Annotated in this window: 18 protein-coding genes; 8 read left to right on the plus strand and 10 right to left on the minus strand. The window is 40.0% G+C overall.

What is annotated here, in order from left to right:
- Window positions 1-203: 203 nt before the first annotated feature.
- Genes glmS through IQ282_RS08785 form a run of 3 tightly spaced genes read right to left on the minus strand, consistent with a single transcriptional unit; the run spans window position 204 to window position 4,504 of the window.
- A complete protein-coding gene (gene glmS / locus IQ282_RS08775) occupies window positions 204-2,051 on the minus strand; it encodes a glutamine--fructose-6-phosphate transaminase (isomerizing) (RefSeq protein ID WP_194851488.1) in 1,848 nt (615 codons plus the stop codon).
- Window positions 2,052-2,063: 12 nt separating this feature from the next.
- Window positions 2,064-3,677, minus strand: coding sequence for a DUF4270 domain-containing protein (locus tag IQ282_RS08780; RefSeq protein ID WP_194851489.1), 1,614 nt, complete (start codon window positions 3,675-3,677; stop codon window positions 2,064-2,066).
- A 2-nt stretch (window positions 3,678-3,679) separates the two neighbouring features.
- The gene (locus tag IQ282_RS08785) at window positions 3,680-4,504 is read right to left on the minus strand and encodes a glycogen/starch synthase (protein ID WP_194851490.1); all 825 of its coding nucleotides are present in this window, start codon (window positions 4,502-4,504) and stop codon (window positions 3,680-3,682) included.
- Between the two features lie 101 nt (window positions 4,505-4,605).
- Between IQ282_RS08785 and panC the strand changes: the two genes are divergently transcribed.
- The 6 genes from panC to IQ282_RS08815 all read left to right on the plus strand — a co-directional run bounded on the left by panC (window position 4,606) and on the right by IQ282_RS08815 (window position 10,012).
- Window positions 4,606-5,460 (plus strand): pantoate--beta-alanine ligase, encoded by an 855-nt coding sequence (panC, locus tag IQ282_RS08790; protein WP_394355202.1) that lies wholly within the window; start codon window positions 4,606-4,608, stop codon window positions 5,458-5,460.
- Window positions 5,461-5,498: 38 nt separating this feature from the next.
- Window positions 5,499-5,849, plus strand: coding sequence for an aspartate 1-decarboxylase (gene panD / locus IQ282_RS08795; protein WP_194851492.1), 351 nt, complete (start codon window positions 5,499-5,501; stop codon window positions 5,847-5,849).
- 3 nt (window positions 5,850-5,852) lie between these two features.
- Window positions 5,853-6,821, plus strand: coding sequence for a lysylphosphatidylglycerol synthase transmembrane domain-containing protein (locus IQ282_RS08800; protein WP_194851493.1), 969 nt, complete (start codon window positions 5,853-5,855; stop codon window positions 6,819-6,821).
- 158 nt (window positions 6,822-6,979) lie between these two features.
- Entirely contained in the window at window positions 6,980-8,353 is a 1,374-nt protein-coding gene (gene radA / locus IQ282_RS08805) for a DNA repair protein RadA (protein ID WP_194851494.1), read from the plus strand.
- Window positions 8,354-8,356: 3 nt separating this feature from the next.
- Entirely contained in the window at window positions 8,357-8,875 is a 519-nt protein-coding gene (locus IQ282_RS08810) for a TlpA family protein disulfide reductase (RefSeq protein ID WP_194851495.1), read from the plus strand.
- A gap of 3 nt (window positions 8,876-8,878) precedes the next feature.
- On the plus strand, window positions 8,879-10,012 hold the full coding sequence (locus IQ282_RS08815) for a M23 family metallopeptidase (protein WP_194851496.1): 1,134 nt from the start codon (window positions 8,879-8,881) through the stop codon (window positions 10,010-10,012).
- 3 nt (window positions 10,013-10,015) lie between these two features.
- On the opposite strand, the gene IQ282_RS08820 is transcribed toward IQ282_RS08815, so the two are convergent.
- Both IQ282_RS08820 and IQ282_RS08825 read right to left on the minus strand, forming a co-directional pair.
- Window positions 10,016-10,777, minus strand: a complete 762-nt coding sequence (locus tag IQ282_RS08820; protein WP_194851497.1) for an exodeoxyribonuclease III — start codon at window positions 10,775-10,777, stop codon at window positions 10,016-10,018.
- Between the two features lie 138 nt (window positions 10,778-10,915).
- A complete protein-coding gene (locus IQ282_RS08825; protein ID WP_194851498.1) occupies window positions 10,916-12,013 on the minus strand; it encodes an isoaspartyl peptidase/L-asparaginase family protein in 1,098 nt (365 codons plus the stop codon).
- A 175-nt stretch (window positions 12,014-12,188) separates the two neighbouring features.
- On the opposite strand from IQ282_RS08825, the gene IQ282_RS08830 reads away from it, so the two are divergent.
- Complete coding sequence (locus IQ282_RS08830) at window positions 12,189-12,722, plus strand: 3-hydroxyanthranilate 3,4-dioxygenase (RefSeq protein ID WP_194851499.1); 534 nt, start codon at window positions 12,189-12,191, stop codon at window positions 12,720-12,722.
- A 77-nt stretch (window positions 12,723-12,799) separates the two neighbouring features.
- Here IQ282_RS08830 and IQ282_RS08835 read toward each other — a convergent pair whose 3' ends face one another.
- From IQ282_RS08835 to pheS, 5 genes are all read right to left on the minus strand, one after another.
- The gene (locus IQ282_RS08835; RefSeq protein WP_194851500.1) at window positions 12,800-13,414 is read right to left on the minus strand and encodes a fasciclin domain-containing protein; all 615 of its coding nucleotides are present in this window, start codon (window positions 13,412-13,414) and stop codon (window positions 12,800-12,802) included.
- Between the two features lie 136 nt (window positions 13,415-13,550).
- Entirely contained in the window at window positions 13,551-13,949 is a 399-nt protein-coding gene (locus tag IQ282_RS08840) for a hypothetical protein (protein WP_194851501.1), read from the minus strand.
- Between the two features lies 1 nt (window position 13,950).
- Window positions 13,951-14,112 (minus strand): hypothetical protein, encoded by a 162-nt coding sequence (locus tag IQ282_RS08845; protein WP_194851502.1) that lies wholly within the window; start codon window positions 14,110-14,112, stop codon window positions 13,951-13,953.
- Window positions 14,109-14,498: a GTPase gene (locus IQ282_RS08850; RefSeq protein ID WP_228547279.1), complete on the minus strand. Its 390-nt coding sequence runs from the start codon at window positions 14,496-14,498 to the stop codon at window positions 14,109-14,111. The genes IQ282_RS08845 and IQ282_RS08850 overlap by 4 nt, the downstream gene beginning before the upstream one ends.
- On the minus strand, window positions 14,498-15,517 hold the full coding sequence (gene pheS, locus IQ282_RS08855; RefSeq protein WP_194851503.1) for a phenylalanine--tRNA ligase subunit alpha: 1,020 nt from the start codon (window positions 15,515-15,517) through the stop codon (window positions 14,498-14,500). Before pheS ends, IQ282_RS08850 begins: the two co-directional genes overlap by 1 nt.
- A gap of 327 nt (window positions 15,518-15,844) precedes the next feature.
- Here pheS and IQ282_RS08860 point away from each other — a divergent pair, with 327 nt between their 5' ends.
- Window positions 15,845-16,786 carry an HU domain-containing protein gene (locus tag IQ282_RS08860; protein ID WP_194851504.1) on the plus strand — a complete coding sequence of 314 codons (942 nt, stop codon included), beginning with the start codon at window positions 15,845-15,847 and terminating at the stop codon, window positions 16,784-16,786.
- The last annotated feature ends 18 nt before the right edge of the window (window positions 16,787-16,804 follow it).

A 16,804-nucleotide genomic window follows, 5' to 3' on the forward strand; every position in this document is an offset into this window, starting at 1 on the left:
TGTATTCCCTTTTATTTAAATATGTGATTTTTTACTTTTTTACCAGCGAGTTGGATCCTGTTCATTTGTTATGAATGTTGAACATATTCCGCTTTCGCGAAAGCGGAATCGATAAAGATCCCACAACTCATAAAGCAAACTTTCAGAACATGCAAAAGCCCTATATCAATAATAGGGCTTCACATAATTTAATAGGATCAAGACTACTCCACAGTAACCGACTTTGCCAAGTTACGAGGCTGGTCAACGTTTCTACCTAGGGCAATCGCTATATGATAGGATAACAATTGCAACGGAATAGTCGTCAATAATGGAGTTAGGCATTCTAATGTATCAGGAACTTCTATCACGTGATCTGCAAGGTCGCGCACGTCAACATCTCCTTCTGTAACGATGCCGATTATCTTGCCTTCGCGGGATTTGATTTCTTGAATATTACTCACGACTTTCTCATAATGACCCTTCTTTGTAGCAATAACAACAACGGGCATTTGAGAGTCGATCAATGCAATGGGGCCATGCTTCATTTCAGCAGCTGGATAACCCTCTGCGTGGATGTAACTAATTTCTTTTAATTTCAAGGCTCCTTCTAAAGCAACTGGGAAATTAAATCCTCGTCCTAGGTATAGACAATTTTTTGAGTCTTTATAGGCATGAGCAACTTGTTCAATCAGATCGTTAGATTTCAGCGCCTTTTTAACTTTGTTGGGAATGCTCTCCAACTCTACAAGGTATTTATGAAATTCACTAGTGGATATCTTACCTTTCTTTTTAGCAATTTGCAAAGCTATTAAAGTCAGTACAGTAATCTGGGTAGTGAAAGCCTTAGTAGATGCCACACCTATTTCAGGTCCAGCGTGAGTATATGCTCCGGCATGAGTCTCACGAGAAATAGAACTTCCCACAACGTTACAAACACCGAATACAAAAGCACCGTTTTCTTTAGCCAGTTTAATAGCAGCCATGGTATCTGCTGTTTCACCACTTTGGGAAATAGCAATTATAACATCGTCCTTATCAATAACTGGGTTTCTATATCTAAATTCAGAAGCATATTCTACTTCCACAGGAACTCTTGCAAGCTCTTCAATAATGTATTCTGCCACGAGACCAGCGTGCCAGCTGGTACCACAGGCAACAATTACAATGCGCTTTGCATTGATAAATTTGTCGATATGATCGTCGATACCTGCCATTTTGATCAAACCTTGATCTGGTAACATACGGCCTCTAAATGTATCTCTTATTGCTTGTGGTTGTTCATATATTTCCTTCAACATAAAGTGATCATAACCACCTTTTTCTATCTCTTCAAGATTCATCTGAAGCTCCTGAATATAAGGATCCACTAAAGAGTCGTCATGAATCTTTCTAATCTTAATTTCCTTGTGTGTGCGTATTACTGCCATTTCACCATCTTCAAGGTAAATCGCATTCTTAGTAAATTCTAAAAACGGACTTGCATCAGAAGCGATGAAAAATTCATCATCACCAACGCCTATAGCAAGAGGAGAGCCTAATCGTGCTACTACTATCTCGTCCGGTTTATTTTTATCAAAAACAGCAATTGCATAAGCACCTATAGTTTGGTTAAGAGCTATTTGCACCGCTTTACCTAGCTTTACATTCTGCTGAATCTGCACATCTTCAATTAGATTTACAAGAACTTCAGTATCCGTATCAGATTTGAAGGTGTAGCCGCGCTTGATCAATTCTTTTTTTAATGGATCATAATTTTCAATGATACCATTGTGGATAATAACAAGATTCCCACTATTAGAATAATGTGGGTGAGAGTTAACATCATTAGGAACACCGTGAGTTGCCCATCTGGTATGCCCAATGCCGATATTTCCAATAATGGATGATTCATTTTGCATCTTGGTTTCAAGATCTGCAACTTTACCTTTTGTCTTACAAACTGTTAGATTATCACCATCATAAAGCGCAATTCCTGCACTGTCATAGCCGCGGTACTCTAATCGTTTTAAACCGTTAAGAACGATAGGATAAGCATCGCGCTTTCCTATATAGCCTACAATTCCACACATACTGTTTAATTCTTAGTTCGTTTCAGTATAAAATATTTTTAACTTCAGTCGCTTTGCAGGGTTGTTAGATAAGTTACCGTGGAGTACGGTCCCTTCATGTGAGATTCCTGCGCTAACTGGTATTTCTTTTATCTCAAGAGGTAGAGTTTGATTTTTTACTTTTGAAAATCCTAAAATACCTACATTTTGAGATACCACCAGAGCTAATCTGTTATTGTCAAGATCGCCATTGATAATCTGTGTAATATGACCAGTCAATTTGATTTTATATTTCTCTCCTTTTCCAGTTGAACTATTTCGTTCTAATCTTCCCAAATGATTGAAGTTAGAAGATGCTCCGTTTGGAGAAATATCAAAATCTGCTAGAAGGCTTCTTGTCACATAATCATATATCAAGATACGTTCTGGTTCAGAATCACCTCCTGGAACAACGCTTTGATCGACGTAAAATTCGATATTTGCTTCGTTGATCAGAACATTTTTAGAGATCAAATCTGTCAAAGCATCTGCCTCACCATCATTATCATTATCCGGTCCGAACAGATCGATAAAAGTCATAGCTCCTGGCCCTCCTTTTAAATATAATTTACTGGACCCGTTTACAGGGTCAAAAGAGTCATCAATGTCATTTTGAACATTTGCAGGGATATTTTGATCTAAAAGAACGGCACGATTTCCAGTAATGTTTAAATCAAACGAAGAGTCGACCTCTATTTCTTCCGTAATGTCACCATCACCGTCAGTATCATTTACATCAATGAATTTTGACACGTAATTTATGGTAATGCTAGCCCCATTTAGATTTAAATGAGCAAAGTTACCATCACCTCTAGCACCGACAACCTTAAAGTATAAACCTCTAAATGCATTTTGAAAATCACTGTCACTAGAAAAATTAAGCATTCCATCAGCACCTACCAATAGGCTTTTCCAGAAATCTGGAGCCAAGTTCAATCTCAATCTTGGTGACAACCTTTCACGAACTGAAGTAACACCATCTACTGTTTGATTTATTTCTATTTCAAGTGGACTGGGAATAAAATTCTTCAATGTGGAGCTCGATGTCTCATTACCTGGCGTTCCTGTAAGGAACTCTATAGCGGCTCCCTTGCTTGTGTTGATCACCTCTCCTAAATCTGAATAATAAGCTGCCGATTGTTCCACATCATTAATATCAAAACTATTCAGAAAATACTTATTTCTGAAAATCTGAATATCAATGGATTGATCGCCATAGACCGAATCCAGCACATAAGTTGTTTTCTCACTAACGACTCCTTGTGGTCTAGAATAATAAGGAATAGAGAGAATAACACTCTTGAACTCTGGGTTTTCACTAAAGTTTATTCCGGTTCTACTCAGGCTTAGTTGAGATACAAAGTCATAAGTTGTTTTGCCATATAATGGGTCTGAATAAGTACCCAGCTGTACAGATCTAAAATTATTAGTCTGCACGGCATTAACAGGAGCGCTGAAAGCTTTCACATCAAAATCCTGCTCAGATATAGTACCATCAATATCGATTCCTAAGAAATCGCCACCTAATTCATTGGGATCTGTATCACAACTAATTAGAACAAAAACGATGGCCATAACCATCGTTCCATACTTCAATAAATTCTTCATTCCTATGCTTCTTCTTTTTCGTTAAGGATATCAGAAAGATAAAACCCCTCGTAGGCATCAGCAAAATCTTCTGGTGATTGATATTCTAGAACTGGCTTGTCTTGTTCATCGATAAAACTTTCTAGTTCTGAATCTAAAGACTCACTACCTTTTATGATTCCATCACTGTAGACTACCGCACTCTTCATAAGGTTTAAATAGGATGGTTCTTTAAATGAACTAATCACACTATCGTCTAATGCATCGAACTGCAGTTTTTCATACATTTCCTCATCTAACGTTCCTGGAAAGGATTGATTGTATACAGATGTAACAATCTTACTATCTTCAAATAATGGGTCATTCCCATAATAATTACGCAAGTATAAAGGCAATAAGCTTGCCATCCATCCGTGAACGTGTATGATATCTGGAGCCCAGTTCAATTTCTTTACGGTTTCAATAACGCCCTTTGCAAAAAATATAGCCCGCTCGTCATTGTCCTCAAACATATCACCATTCTCATCTGTAAGAGTAGCCTTTCGTTTGAAATAATCTTCATTGTCAATAAAATAAACCTGCATACGCTCTTTAGGTATGGAGGCAACTTTTATTATTAAAGGCATGTCAAGATCATTGATGACCATATTCATACCACTTAATCGTATCACCTCATGCAATTGATGGCGACGTTCGTTTATGTTTCCAAAACGTGGCATAAATATTCTTATCTGTCCACCACGGTCGTTAACCATTTTTGGAGCGAAATAAGACATGGATGATGCTTCGGTTTCTGGTAAATAGGGAATAACTTCTGAGGATACGTATAATACTCTTTTTTCCTTCATAGACTGTTTTTTCTCGCCTTTCTTCTAGCAGCCTGCAAAAATACACATTTTCTTGCACATTCACTTGTAAACCTTATGTTTGTAGGCCTTTACCCAACTTCATCATGCTGTTTGAATCTCACAAATATTTAAGGAACCACATTGAAAATCAGTTGGATGCATCTAAATCTATAGGTTTTGTCCCCACAATGGGAGCGTTGCATGATGGACACATTGCACTCATGGATCGCGCTCTATCAGACAACGATTTTCTGATAGTTTCCATTTTTGTAAATCCTACCCAATTCAATAATCCGGAAGATTTAGATAAATACCCGCGCATTCTTGAGCAAGATCTAGAGTTGATGAAATCTCGTTTGGATTCTGATCGGTTTTTAGTTTACGCCCCAACCGTAGAGGATGTTTATGGCCACAACACCGCTTCAAAAACTTATAACTTTGACGGACTTGAAAATGTCATGGAAGGAGAAAAACGTCCTGGCCATTTCAACGGCGTGGGAACCGTTCTCCAATTTTTATTTAAAGTTGTTCAACCCGATAACGCCTACTTTGGTGAGAAGGATTTCCAACAATTACAAATCATTAAAAAACTGGTCACTTCATTAAATCTAGATATCAAAATTATAGGTTGTCCCATTCACCGTGAAAAAAGCGGTCTTGCCATGAGTTCTCGCAACGCGCGACTTAGCCGTGATGGTCTAGAGAAAGCGGCACAAATTTATCAGATACTTCAAAAAGCCAAAACCTCTTTCAAAACCCATACTGTTCCCGAAACTTTGAACTTTGTAACTGATCAGATCAAAAGTGTTTCAGAATTTACGTTGGAATATTTTACCATAGCAGACGAGAATTCCCTCCAAACTGCAACAGAAAAAAATCCCTCATATACCTACAGAGGCTTCATCGTAGTGCATCTGGAAGGCGTGCGATTGATAGACAATATTCTGCTGGATTAGAGGTTTTCTTTAACAACCACAAATTGTATCTTTGCCGCATGTTAATCACCGTTGTAAAATCCAAGATTCACCGCGTTAAGGTAACTGGAGCAGACCTTAACTATATAGGTAGTATCACCATAGATGAAGATCTTATGGATGGTGCAAATATTGTAGAAGGTGAAAAAGTTCAAATTGTCAATAACAATAATGGCAACCGCCTGGAAACCTATGCTATTCCCGGTCCGCGAGGTAGCGGTGAGATTACACTCAATGGCGCCGCAGCACGTTTAGTTGCCGTGGGTGATGTGCTCATTTTGATCTGCTATGCACAAATGACCCTTGAGGAAGCACGCAGTTTCAAGCCCAGCCTTCTTTTTCCCAACGAGAAGGACAACACACTTACCTAAGGCTTGAAAAAAGCATTGCTTAAAATACTTAAAGTCCTCCTGCCTTTACTGTTGGGTGGTTTTTTGATTCTTATTTCTTATAACCAGTTCACGCCCGCGCAACTTGAGGAAATCAAATCCTACCTTCGGGATGCTGACTACTCATGGATTTTGCTGGGATTGTTTTTTGCGATGCTCAGCCATCTTTCCCGCGCCTGGCGGTGGAATTACATGCTGGCTGCACTGGGTAAAAAGCCCACTTTTCTTAATAATATCATCGCCATCGGTTCTGGTTATGCGATGAATCTGATCATCCCGCGCAGTGGAGAAGTTACCCGCGCCGTGATCGTGAATCGTACGGACGATATCCCAGTGGATCAAGGCCTGGGAACCATTATTGCAGAGCGCGTTCTGGACTTTATTATTCTACTTGCGATTACCACCACCGCACTATTGACGGCGAGTACTGAGATTCTTGACTTCTTCAAGACTGGTTTAGATTCCGCTTTCGCGAAAGCGAACCCTATCAAAATTGCAATGTATACAGGCGTTTTTCTAATCATCGCTGTTTTGGGGATTTTTCTTCTCAAAAAAATGAACCTGATACAAAAAGTTCGCAATTTCCTTCTGGGCATCAAGGATGGCTTTACCACCATCTGGACTATGAAGCAAAAATGGCTTTACTTGGCACATACCCTTTTTATCTGGGGAATGTATCTTGCCATGTTTTACGTGTGCATTTTTGCGATCCCTGATACCGATTCTATGCCGCTCAGCGCTGTTCTCAGCGCTTTTGTGGCAGGAAGTTTTGCGGTGGCTTTTACAAACGGTGGTTTTGGAGCATATCCCTATTTGATCAGTCAGGTATTGCTGCTATTCGGTTATGGAGCGGTGGTGGGAACTGCTTTTGGGTGGATTGTCTGGTTGTCTCAAACGGCACTTGTCCTCGTTTTTGGACTGATTTGTTTCCTGTTGTTTTCGTTAAGAAAATAAATTCACAATTAACCCTTTCCAAAGGAAGGAAACTATTTTCCCAAGAAAAGAATTTAGGATAAGGGAAGTGCACTTTTTAAATATGTAAATGCTTTCAAACGTCTATTATATTTGTACGAGTTACCCCTCTTAATTTTTATCTTTCCAAAAAAGTAACCATGGCCAAAGTAAAAACCACTTTCTTCTGTCAAAATTGCGGCGCACAGCATTCTCGCTGGCAAGGACAATGCACCACCTGCAAGGAATGGAACACGCTCGTGGAAGAAGTGGTGGAGAAAAAAGCGGCACCCAGTTGGGAACAAGCGGCTGATGAGCCGAGTTCGCTTTCGCGAAAGCGAATTCAAACACCACAACGAATCTCTCAAATCGATGCTACCGAAAGTCCCAGAATGGACACCACAAATGCCGAATTCAACCGAGTACTAGGTGGCGGGTTAGTACCTGGATCTGTGACGCTTTTAGGCGGTGAGCCAGGAATTGGGAAATCAACTTTGCTATTGCAATTGTGTTTGAATCTACCCTTTAAAACGCTCTATGTCTCTGGGGAAGAAAGTGCCCAGCAAATCAAAATGCGGGCAGAAAGAATTAAAAAAGGAGCAGAAAACTGCTACATTCTGACAGAAACCAAAACCCAAAATATATTTCGCCAGATAGGAGAAAACCAACCTCAAGCATTGATCATCGACTCCATTCAAACCCTTCAAACTGATCACATAGAAAGCACCGCAGGCAGCGTTTCCCAGATCAGGGAATGCACCAGCGAGCTTATAAAGTTTGCCAAGGAGACGAATACACCAGTCGTTTTAATAGGTCACATCACTAAGGATGGCAACATAGCAGGACCTAAGGTTCTGGAACATATGGTAGATACCGTTCTCCAGTTTGAGGGCGATAGAAACCACACCTACAGAATCCTGCGCGCCCTCAAAAACCGCTTTGGTTCTACACAAGAGATTGGGATTTATGAGATGTTGGGTTATGGGCTGAGAGAAGTTACAAATCCTAGTGAGCTACTAATTTCCCAGCGAGGTACAAATTTGAGCGGTACCGCGATCGCTGCCACAATGGAGGGAATGAGACCGCTGATTATTGAAGTACAAGCACTGGTAAGCACCGCGGTTTATGGTACACCGCAACGCAGTGCCACGGGTTACAATTTAAAACGGCTCAACATGATTCTAGCCATTTTAGAAAAACGTGCCGGTTTCAAACTAGGTCAAAAAGATGTATTCCTTAATATTACCGGCGGTATCAACGTCGACGATCCAGCGATAGATCTTGCGGTAGTGGTTGCTATTTTATCGTCTAATTTTGATATTGAGATCTCCTCCCAGCATTGTTTTAGTGCAGAAGTAGGTTTGGGCGGTGAGATAAGGCCAGTGAGCCGTATGGAACAGCGTGTGAACGAGGCAGAAAAACTGGGCTTTGAAAAAGTGTTTATCGCCCCATCAAAGTCAGCTCCAAAAAATAAAGGGATTAACGTCCATACCGTTTCCAAAATTGAGGAACTTGTTAAATTTTTATTCTCTTAAGCCATGAAAAATCTAATTTTTTTAAGTGCCATAATCCTATTCGTTTCTTGTAAACAGGAACCACAAAAACCTCTGAAATATGCAGATGTTGATACATCTTCAAACGAAGTTGTTCATTTAACAGATGGTGACGACACCTATTATACTCTAACTGAATTGATTGATGAAAATAAAGGCAAAATCATCTACCTTAATTTTTTTCACAGCTTCGTTCCTAAAGAGATCATGCGTGCCACAGAGGCCTTAGAAAAATCAATGGATTCTACAGAATTTATAATTCTCAACATAAGCACCGAGGCCGCGATGGATCCTTTTCAGAATCATTTAAAAATTACGACGTTAAAGCATAATTATATAACGCGTAATTTTCCTGAAGCTACCTTTTATCAAACGCATAAAATTCAAGCAATACCTCGCTATATGATCTATGATCGTAGCGGTAAATTAATTGATGATTATGCCCTGGGAACTGATGATGAAAGACTGCAACCTATACTTGAAGCGCTTATTAATCAACAATAACACGTGCAGATCTTACGTAAAAATATAGTGTCCATTCTTGTCATCCTAGCGGTTGCAGGAGTCATCCTTACCTATTTTTACAAACCAGAATATTTTGATTTTATCACCCAACCGTCCGTGCGAGTACAGTATGAACGCGCGCTTAAAAAATCCCCTGCACAGCTGGTTCGCTGGAATGAGTTGACAGCGATTGCTCTAATTGATAGCGTTGAAAGTAGCGACTCATATAGTGAGCATATCATTACCTCAACTTCAAGACCCTTTACAGCCGGTTATGTTGTTGATATCGCTCAAGGCGAAAGCCTACTCGCATACATTACCACAGACACCATTAAACCTTCTTGGATTTTAGAGGCCTATGATCTATCCGGCAAACTACTTCAAACCGCAACAGCAACAGACAGTTCCCTAATCCTAGAGGTTTCCAACAATAAGCAGCGTCGCATCAGACTCATTGCTCAATCATTTCTCGAGCAAACAGATAGCACCTCTTTTAAGATCTACAAGCAACCCATTTTAGGGTTTCCTCTTGCAGGAAAAAACAATAGCGCTATCAAATCATTCTGGGGCGTTGCCCGGGATGGAGGTCGCAGGAATCATGAAGGCAACGATATATTTGCAGATCGTGGTCATCCAGTTGTTGCCGCTGCAGATGGCATAATTAGCTCTGTGCGCAATAAAGGCTTAGGCGGAAAGCAAATCTGGCTGCAAGATCAATTGACAGCTTCCAGTCACTATTATGCGCATCTAGACTCTCAGCTCGTTACTTCTGGTCAGCGAGTTTCTCGCGGAGACACCATAGGCTTGGTAGGGAACACAGGAAATGCAAGAACTACACCGCCACATTTACATTTTGGAATTTATAGAGCTGGCGGCGCCGTTGATCCCAAACCGTATATCTGGCAAATTTCCATTCCTGAAAACAGTGCTAAGTTACCCTTAGCGAGATTTGTAATAGGATCTGGATCCGGTTCAAACCTTAGGATACAGCCCAATGCATCTGCAACTCTGATTAAGAATATTCAAAATGATACCTTGACTATTTTAGGAAATGTCGGCGATTGGTATCATCTGAGAATAGCTGATGATGTGGCGGGTTTTGCGCATGAATCAGTTGTTCAATTGATTAAGGATTGAAATTTATTCCATCTCAATCAACACCGGACAGTGATCACTATGAACAGCGTTGCTTAAAATTACAGATCGTTTAACACGATCAACCAATTGAGGCGTCACCATATGATAATCTAATCTCCATCCTTTATTGCGGGCTCTAGAACCACCACGATAGCTCCACCAAGAGTATTGATCTGGTGCATCACTGAACATCCTGAACGTATCCACAAAACCACTTTCTACCAATCGATCAAACCAGGCGCGCTCTTCCGGTAGAAAACCTGAAGTATTTTTCAGGCGAATAGGATCATGAATATCAATAGCTTTATGACAAATGTTATAATCCCCACAAACAATGAGATTCGGTATTTCTTTTCTTAGATCTGTGATGTAGTCTAGGAATTCATCCATGTATTGAAACTTAAAATCCAGTCTCGCATCATTTGTTCCACTCGGTAAATACATACTCATCACGGACAAACCGTCAAAGTCGGCGCGCAGGTTGCGGCCCTCATTGTCCATAGTTTCTATTCCCGTACCATATTCTACATGATTTGGTTTGGTTTTAGAAATTATAGCGGTTCCTGAGTAACCTTTTTTCTGGGCGCTAAAGTAATATTGATATTCGTATCCTGCTTCTTTAAAGGCTTCGGTATCAATTTGATCTTCCATCGCCTTGATTTCCTGCAAGCACAAAACATCTGGATCTGCAGCGGTAAGCCATTCTATAAAGTCCTTTTTCATTGCGGCGCGTATACCGTTAACGTTGTAGGAAATAATTTTCATAAACTAATAAGATTTTTCTATATAATATTTTGGTCAATTTAGGCGCTGCGTTCAATACAGCTGGTGCATTTTATACGCACTCATATTAATCGTGTTAGAAATTTAATCGTGTAAATTGAATAAAACTTACTTAGATACCTACTCCTTATACATCCCAACTACCAGCTCATCCTTATCATTCATCATGGCGCGGTACATTCCTGGAGTGTTGAAGTCCATTGACACATTACCGTAGTGATCTAGGGCAACCACGCCTCCCGTACCGCCTAATTTTACTAACTTATCTTGGATTACTTTATTTGTAGCTTCCTTTAAAGTCATCCCACTGTATTCCATGAGTGCGCTTATATCATAGGCAACTTGCGCTCTTATAAAGTACTCACCGTGGCCTGTACTACTCACACCGCAAGTAATGTTATTTGCATACGTCCCGCTACCTATAATAGGTGCATCACCTATACGCCCGTACTTTTTATTAGTCATGCCTCCGGTACTAGTTCCTGCGGCGATATTTCCATTTTTATCGAGTGCGACGCAGCCTACTGTACCGTATTTAGAATCGTTGAAATAAGGATCTTTAAGTTCTAATTTGCGTAACGCAGTTTTTTGCGGTTCGCTAGCTTGCTTTTCAGCCTCCATTTCAGCTTCTTTTTCCAGCACTCGCTGCAATCCTTTAAACCTATTTTCTGTGTAGAAATAGCTGTTTGATACGATCTCGATGTTGGGATCTTGTAACGCTTTCGCGAAAGCGTCTGCCCCATCACCACTCAATAGCACGTGCTCTGAGTCGGTCATTACTTTACGAGCTAAAGAAATAGGATTTTTTACAGTCGTCACACCAGCAACCGCACCAGCGTTCAAGGTCTCACCATCCATGAAACTGGCATCTAACGAATTCACACCGTCGTGGGTAAAAACCGCGCCTTTACCACTGTTGAATAATGGAGAGTCTTCCATAACGCGTATGGTTGCTTCTACCGCATCCATGCTGCTACCACCATTCTTGAGAATCTCATGACCTTTTTTTATAGCCTCGGCCAGTTTATCATTGTATTCCTTCTCCAGCTCTGGAGTCATATTTTCCTTTAATATAGTTCCTGCGCCGCCGTGAATAACGATGGCAAATTCGCTAGTTTGGATTGGTTCATTTGTAATGGGAGTCTCGGTCATTTCTGTCTTTTTATCCTGACAGGAAATCATTACTAATAAAGCAGCTAGGAATAGAAATTTTTTCATGGTGGTTGAATTTGACCCCAATTTACGGGAAAAGTAGAAAGAACATTGCGCTAAAGGAAGAAAGATAACGGGTGGACAGACCTATGTGCTACTAGCGACCGACAATAGGTTAAAAATGAGTTTTAGATAAATATTATTTGCGACCTTTGAAAAGAACGCTCAAAGAAAAAAAACCATGTCCATAAAAGCACCGTTCAATCTTAACAAATGGGTTGAAGAAAATCGTGAAAGTCTAAAGCCACCGGTAGGAAATAAAAACCTGTATAAGGATGCCGGCGATTATATTGTAATGATCGTTGCTGGGCCTAACGCCCGTAAAGACTACCACTATAATGAAACGGAAGAGTTGTTTTACCAACTGGAAGGAAACATTGAAATCTATGTTCAGGATAATGGAGAGAAACGTAAAATGGAATTAGGACCGGGTGATATGTATCTGCACCCTGGTAAAGTTCCCCATTCTCCCGTGAGGCATGAAAATTCTATAGGATTAGTAGTAGAGCGCAAGCGTTTGAGTGAGGATGCGGTTGATGGTTTGCTCTGGTACTGCGATAACTGCAACAATAAGTTGCACGAGACCTATTTTAAATTAAATGATATTGAAACGGACTTCCTTCCAAGATTTAAGGAATTCTATGCTAGCGAAGATTTACGTACTTGCAATGTGTGCGGTACTGTTATGGAAACAGACGCCAGGTTTACTGTATAGATAAGAGCAATCAAAAAATAAAATCCCCAAACTCGAACTTTCCGAGTTTGGGGATTTTTCAGATTAGGGGAATCTGATTACTTCTTAGGTAGCAATACCGAGTCAATAACATGGATTACACCGTTTGACTGGTTAACATCTGCAATAGTTACCATTGCAGTGTTTCCATTTTCATCTTCTACGTAAACATCACCGTCTTCTGTAAAGAAAGTCAACATACCGCCAGCGACTGTTGCAACGCTAGCTCTACCATCGTTTTGCTCAATTAAGGCTAAAACATCAGCTGCATTTACTTTTCCAGCAATTACGTGATATGTCAAAATACCAGCAAGCATAGGCTTGTTCTCTGTCATCAACAATGTTTCTACCGTTCCTTCAGGTAGCTTCTCAAAGGCTGCATTTGTAGGCGCAAAAACCGTAAATGGTCCTGTTCCAGAAAGTGTTTCAACTAATCCAGCAGCTTTAACTGCTGCTACTAATGTTGTATGAGCTTTTGAATTGACAGCATTTTCAATGATATTTTTTGAAGGGTACATTTCTGCTCCGCCTACCATCACTGTTTTTTCCTGCATAGGCTTTTCAGTTTTAGTCATTTTGTCTTTCTTCATTTTTCCATCTTGGGCAAATGTTGATTGACCTACTAATAAAGCTGATCCTACGAGCGCAATGCTCAAAATTCTTTTGTAATTCATAATTAGGGTTTTTAGGGTTATGACGTACAGTACGTCTGTTAGATCATTTTAGTATAAGTTACAGGATCTAACTGACAGGTTTTAACCAGGAATTAACGAGAAAGAAATACAATTGGGAAGTTTTAGGAAAAACAGATCAGCTTAATAGAATGCCTTGAGATTCCATAACCGGTAAATCTATCAGATTTGAATCGGTTATAGAATGTGGCGGTGACATAAAAGTTTTATCATATAACGTTGATCCTAAAAAATAGGTAAGCACAAATTCGTTCATGAAAGGGAAAACATTTTCCATAATGAGTTCTACTTTCATGGAGCTTTTAGGTAGGACCACCTTAAATGCATGTCTGAATGTTGACGTTTTACGACCATCCTCATGCTTTCCACGACTCATGATCATAACAGATTCAATAGGTTGCTCTAAATCATTGATTAAATAGATCATCCAGTCATGAGATGAAAAATCTGCATTCCATTCTTTTACAACGGCTAGATGAACCCCTTTAACAACAGGTATAACAATATCCTTTTTCAATCTAGTTCTTGACCTTTATGTAAATCCAAAGACCTATCAAAGCTATTAAGCCGATACCAGTCAATGCTACCCCAAAAGCAAATTCTAACAAGTCTCCAATAAGAGAAATAATCCCGCCTATGATCAGGATGATAAATATGACAAATGCCCAAACGTATTTCATAATAGTTTAATTTTAGAATTGATATTGTTTATTAAGTCTGTTGTGGTGTTTATCTGCTTCATTGCAACGGAATTCATAAAAATTTCGAGACCGTTTTCTGTTGCGGTTAAAATTACTGGGTAATCGTATTTAGGAAGCCATTTTGATTTGTATTGTTTTTCAAATTCATCCCGGTGCAAGAACTCTAATTGTTGCACAGAGGTTGTGGTTGTTACGCTTTCGCGAAAGCGTCCCCATTCTTCATTCTCTTTAAATACATCAAATGTCAAATCGCAAAGCTTGCACTCATAAGTGGATGGACTCAAGATTTTGTGCGCGCTATCCAGCGCTGCATTTATCTTTCCAGCCTTTGCATTGTAGACAAATATGAGTTTCTCTATGATCATTAAAGGGCGCTGGAAAATTGTTTCAAGAATCGTACATCGTTTTCAAAAAACATACGAATGTCCCCAATTTGATATAGCAACATAGCTATGCGCTCGATTCCCATACCAAAAGCAAAACCGCTGTACTCCTCTGGATCAATTCCACAATTTTTTAGAACTGCTGGGTCCACCATTCCACAACCCATAATCTCTAGCCAGCCGGTACCTTTAGTAATGCGATAATCGGTTTCAGTTTCTAGACCCCAGTAAATATCAACCTCAGCACTAGGTTCTGTAAACGGAAAATAAGAAGGTCGCAAACGGATCTTTGATTTACCGAACATTTCCTGTGTGAAATAAAGCAACGTCTGCTTCAAATCTGCAAAGCTCACATCCTTATCAATGTATAAACCTTCTACCTGATGGAAGATACAGTGCGCTCTGGAACTTATTGCCTCATTACGGAAAACGCGGCCGGGTGATATGGTTCTAATGGGTGGTTTGTTGTCTTCCATGTAGCGCACCTGTACGCTAGAAGTATGAGTACGTAACAAAACGTCTGGATCAGTCTGGATAAAAAATGTATCCTGCATGTCACGAGCCGGGTGATGTTCTGGCAGGTTGAGTGCTGTAAAATTATGCCAGTCATCTTCAATTTCTGGACCCTCACTCACGTTAAATCCTATGCGGGAGAAAACTTCTATAATTTGGTTTTTTACTAAAGATATGGGGTGTCTTGATCCCACATTCATAGGATAGCCTGTTCTGGTCAAGTCTCCTAAAACGCCAGCCTCCTCGTGCTTTGATTCTAGTTGCTCCTTCAACTGCTGTACTTTATCTGTAGCAAGTTGTTTCAACTCGTTAATTGCCTGACCAAATTCTTTTTTCTGGTCATTAGGCACTTCCTTAAACGCAGAGAAAAGTTCCTTCAACAATCCTTTTGTTCCTAAATAATCAATACGGAATTGCTCCACAGCATCAGCAGTAGTTGCCTCAAATGACTTCACTTTTCCTATATATTCCTTAACCTTCTCCAGCATTGTTTTCAACTTAAAATAAGAGTGCAAATTTACGTTATTCTCTACTTCTGTGTGCGTTGCTGCTGCTCGATATCAAACTTTTTATCCATCAATAAACAGCGCTTATTTGGTTTTCTGTAGAATAGGAAAAATGCGGATATTGCCATCGCAGTTACGATCTTTTCATAATATGCCCGTGTTATTGTGCGGGTTTCGCTTTCGCGAAAGCGAAAAACATATGAAGCCTGTGGCATTGAAAACCAGCAACAAACCTAAAAACATCGCGATTCTTAATAACTATTACACAAGTGCGGCCTGTCGTTTTACCAAAATATTTATGTTTGTATTATGCAACTATCCAGCTACATCTCAGAATTGTTATATCGCCATGAGTGCGTTGTAATTCCTGGTTTTGGTGCGTTTATAACGCGTCGTGTTCCAGCACAGCATTTTGCGACCACACATACGTTATATCCTCCTAAAAAAGGACTCAGCTTTAATGAGCAAATACAACAGAACGACGGGTTGCTGGTTAATTATATTTCTACCGTAGAGCAAATTCCATATGAAGATGCTATGCAAGGAATACGTGATTACGTACGCTTTCTAGATCAAGAAATTGATGAAAATGGCGATATTACCATCCACAAAGTGGGACGTTTTACAAGGTCGTCAGAAAACACCCTCACATTTACACCTATGTATCTGGTAAATTATTTGCCAGAAGCATTCGGTCTTACAAAGCAGGAATCTTATGCGATCAACCGTACACCAGTAGCGCAACCAATAGTAGAAAAAGAGGTAGAAGAAACGCCAGTTATCCAGCTGGAAACTCCTAAAACTAAAAGTGCTGCATGGGTTCGTGTCGCAGCCGCAGTTGCTATTTTAGTTGCTGGATCTTACGCAGGACTGGACAGCTATCAAACGCAGGCCTTTAAAGATGGTATTGCCATCGAACAAATGGCTGACGAGCAATTCAAAACAAAAGTACAAGAAGCAAGCTTTTTGATTTCCACACCGCTGCCTAGCGTCACTATGGAAGTTGCCCCTATTATAAAGAATTTCCATGTTGTCGCAGGAGCCTTCCGCGATCCTATAAATGCCGATAAGAAAGTTGCCCAACTCAAGGAACAAGGTTATGCGGCAGAACGCATAGGCGTTAACAAGTACGGTTTGCACAATGTAGCCTTCGGCAGTTTTGTGGAGCGCAATGATGCCATCAATGAATTATACCGCTTGCGTAAATTAGGCAATGAAAACGCCTGGTTGTTGAGTGGGAATTTGAAGTAGGTTTCTTTTATCTTTTTA

Origin of the sequence: Nonlabens antarcticus (assembly GCF_015356755.1) — a bacterium.
Classification (GTDB): Bacteria; Bacteroidota; Bacteroidia; order Flavobacteriales; family Flavobacteriaceae; genus Nonlabens; species Nonlabens antarcticus.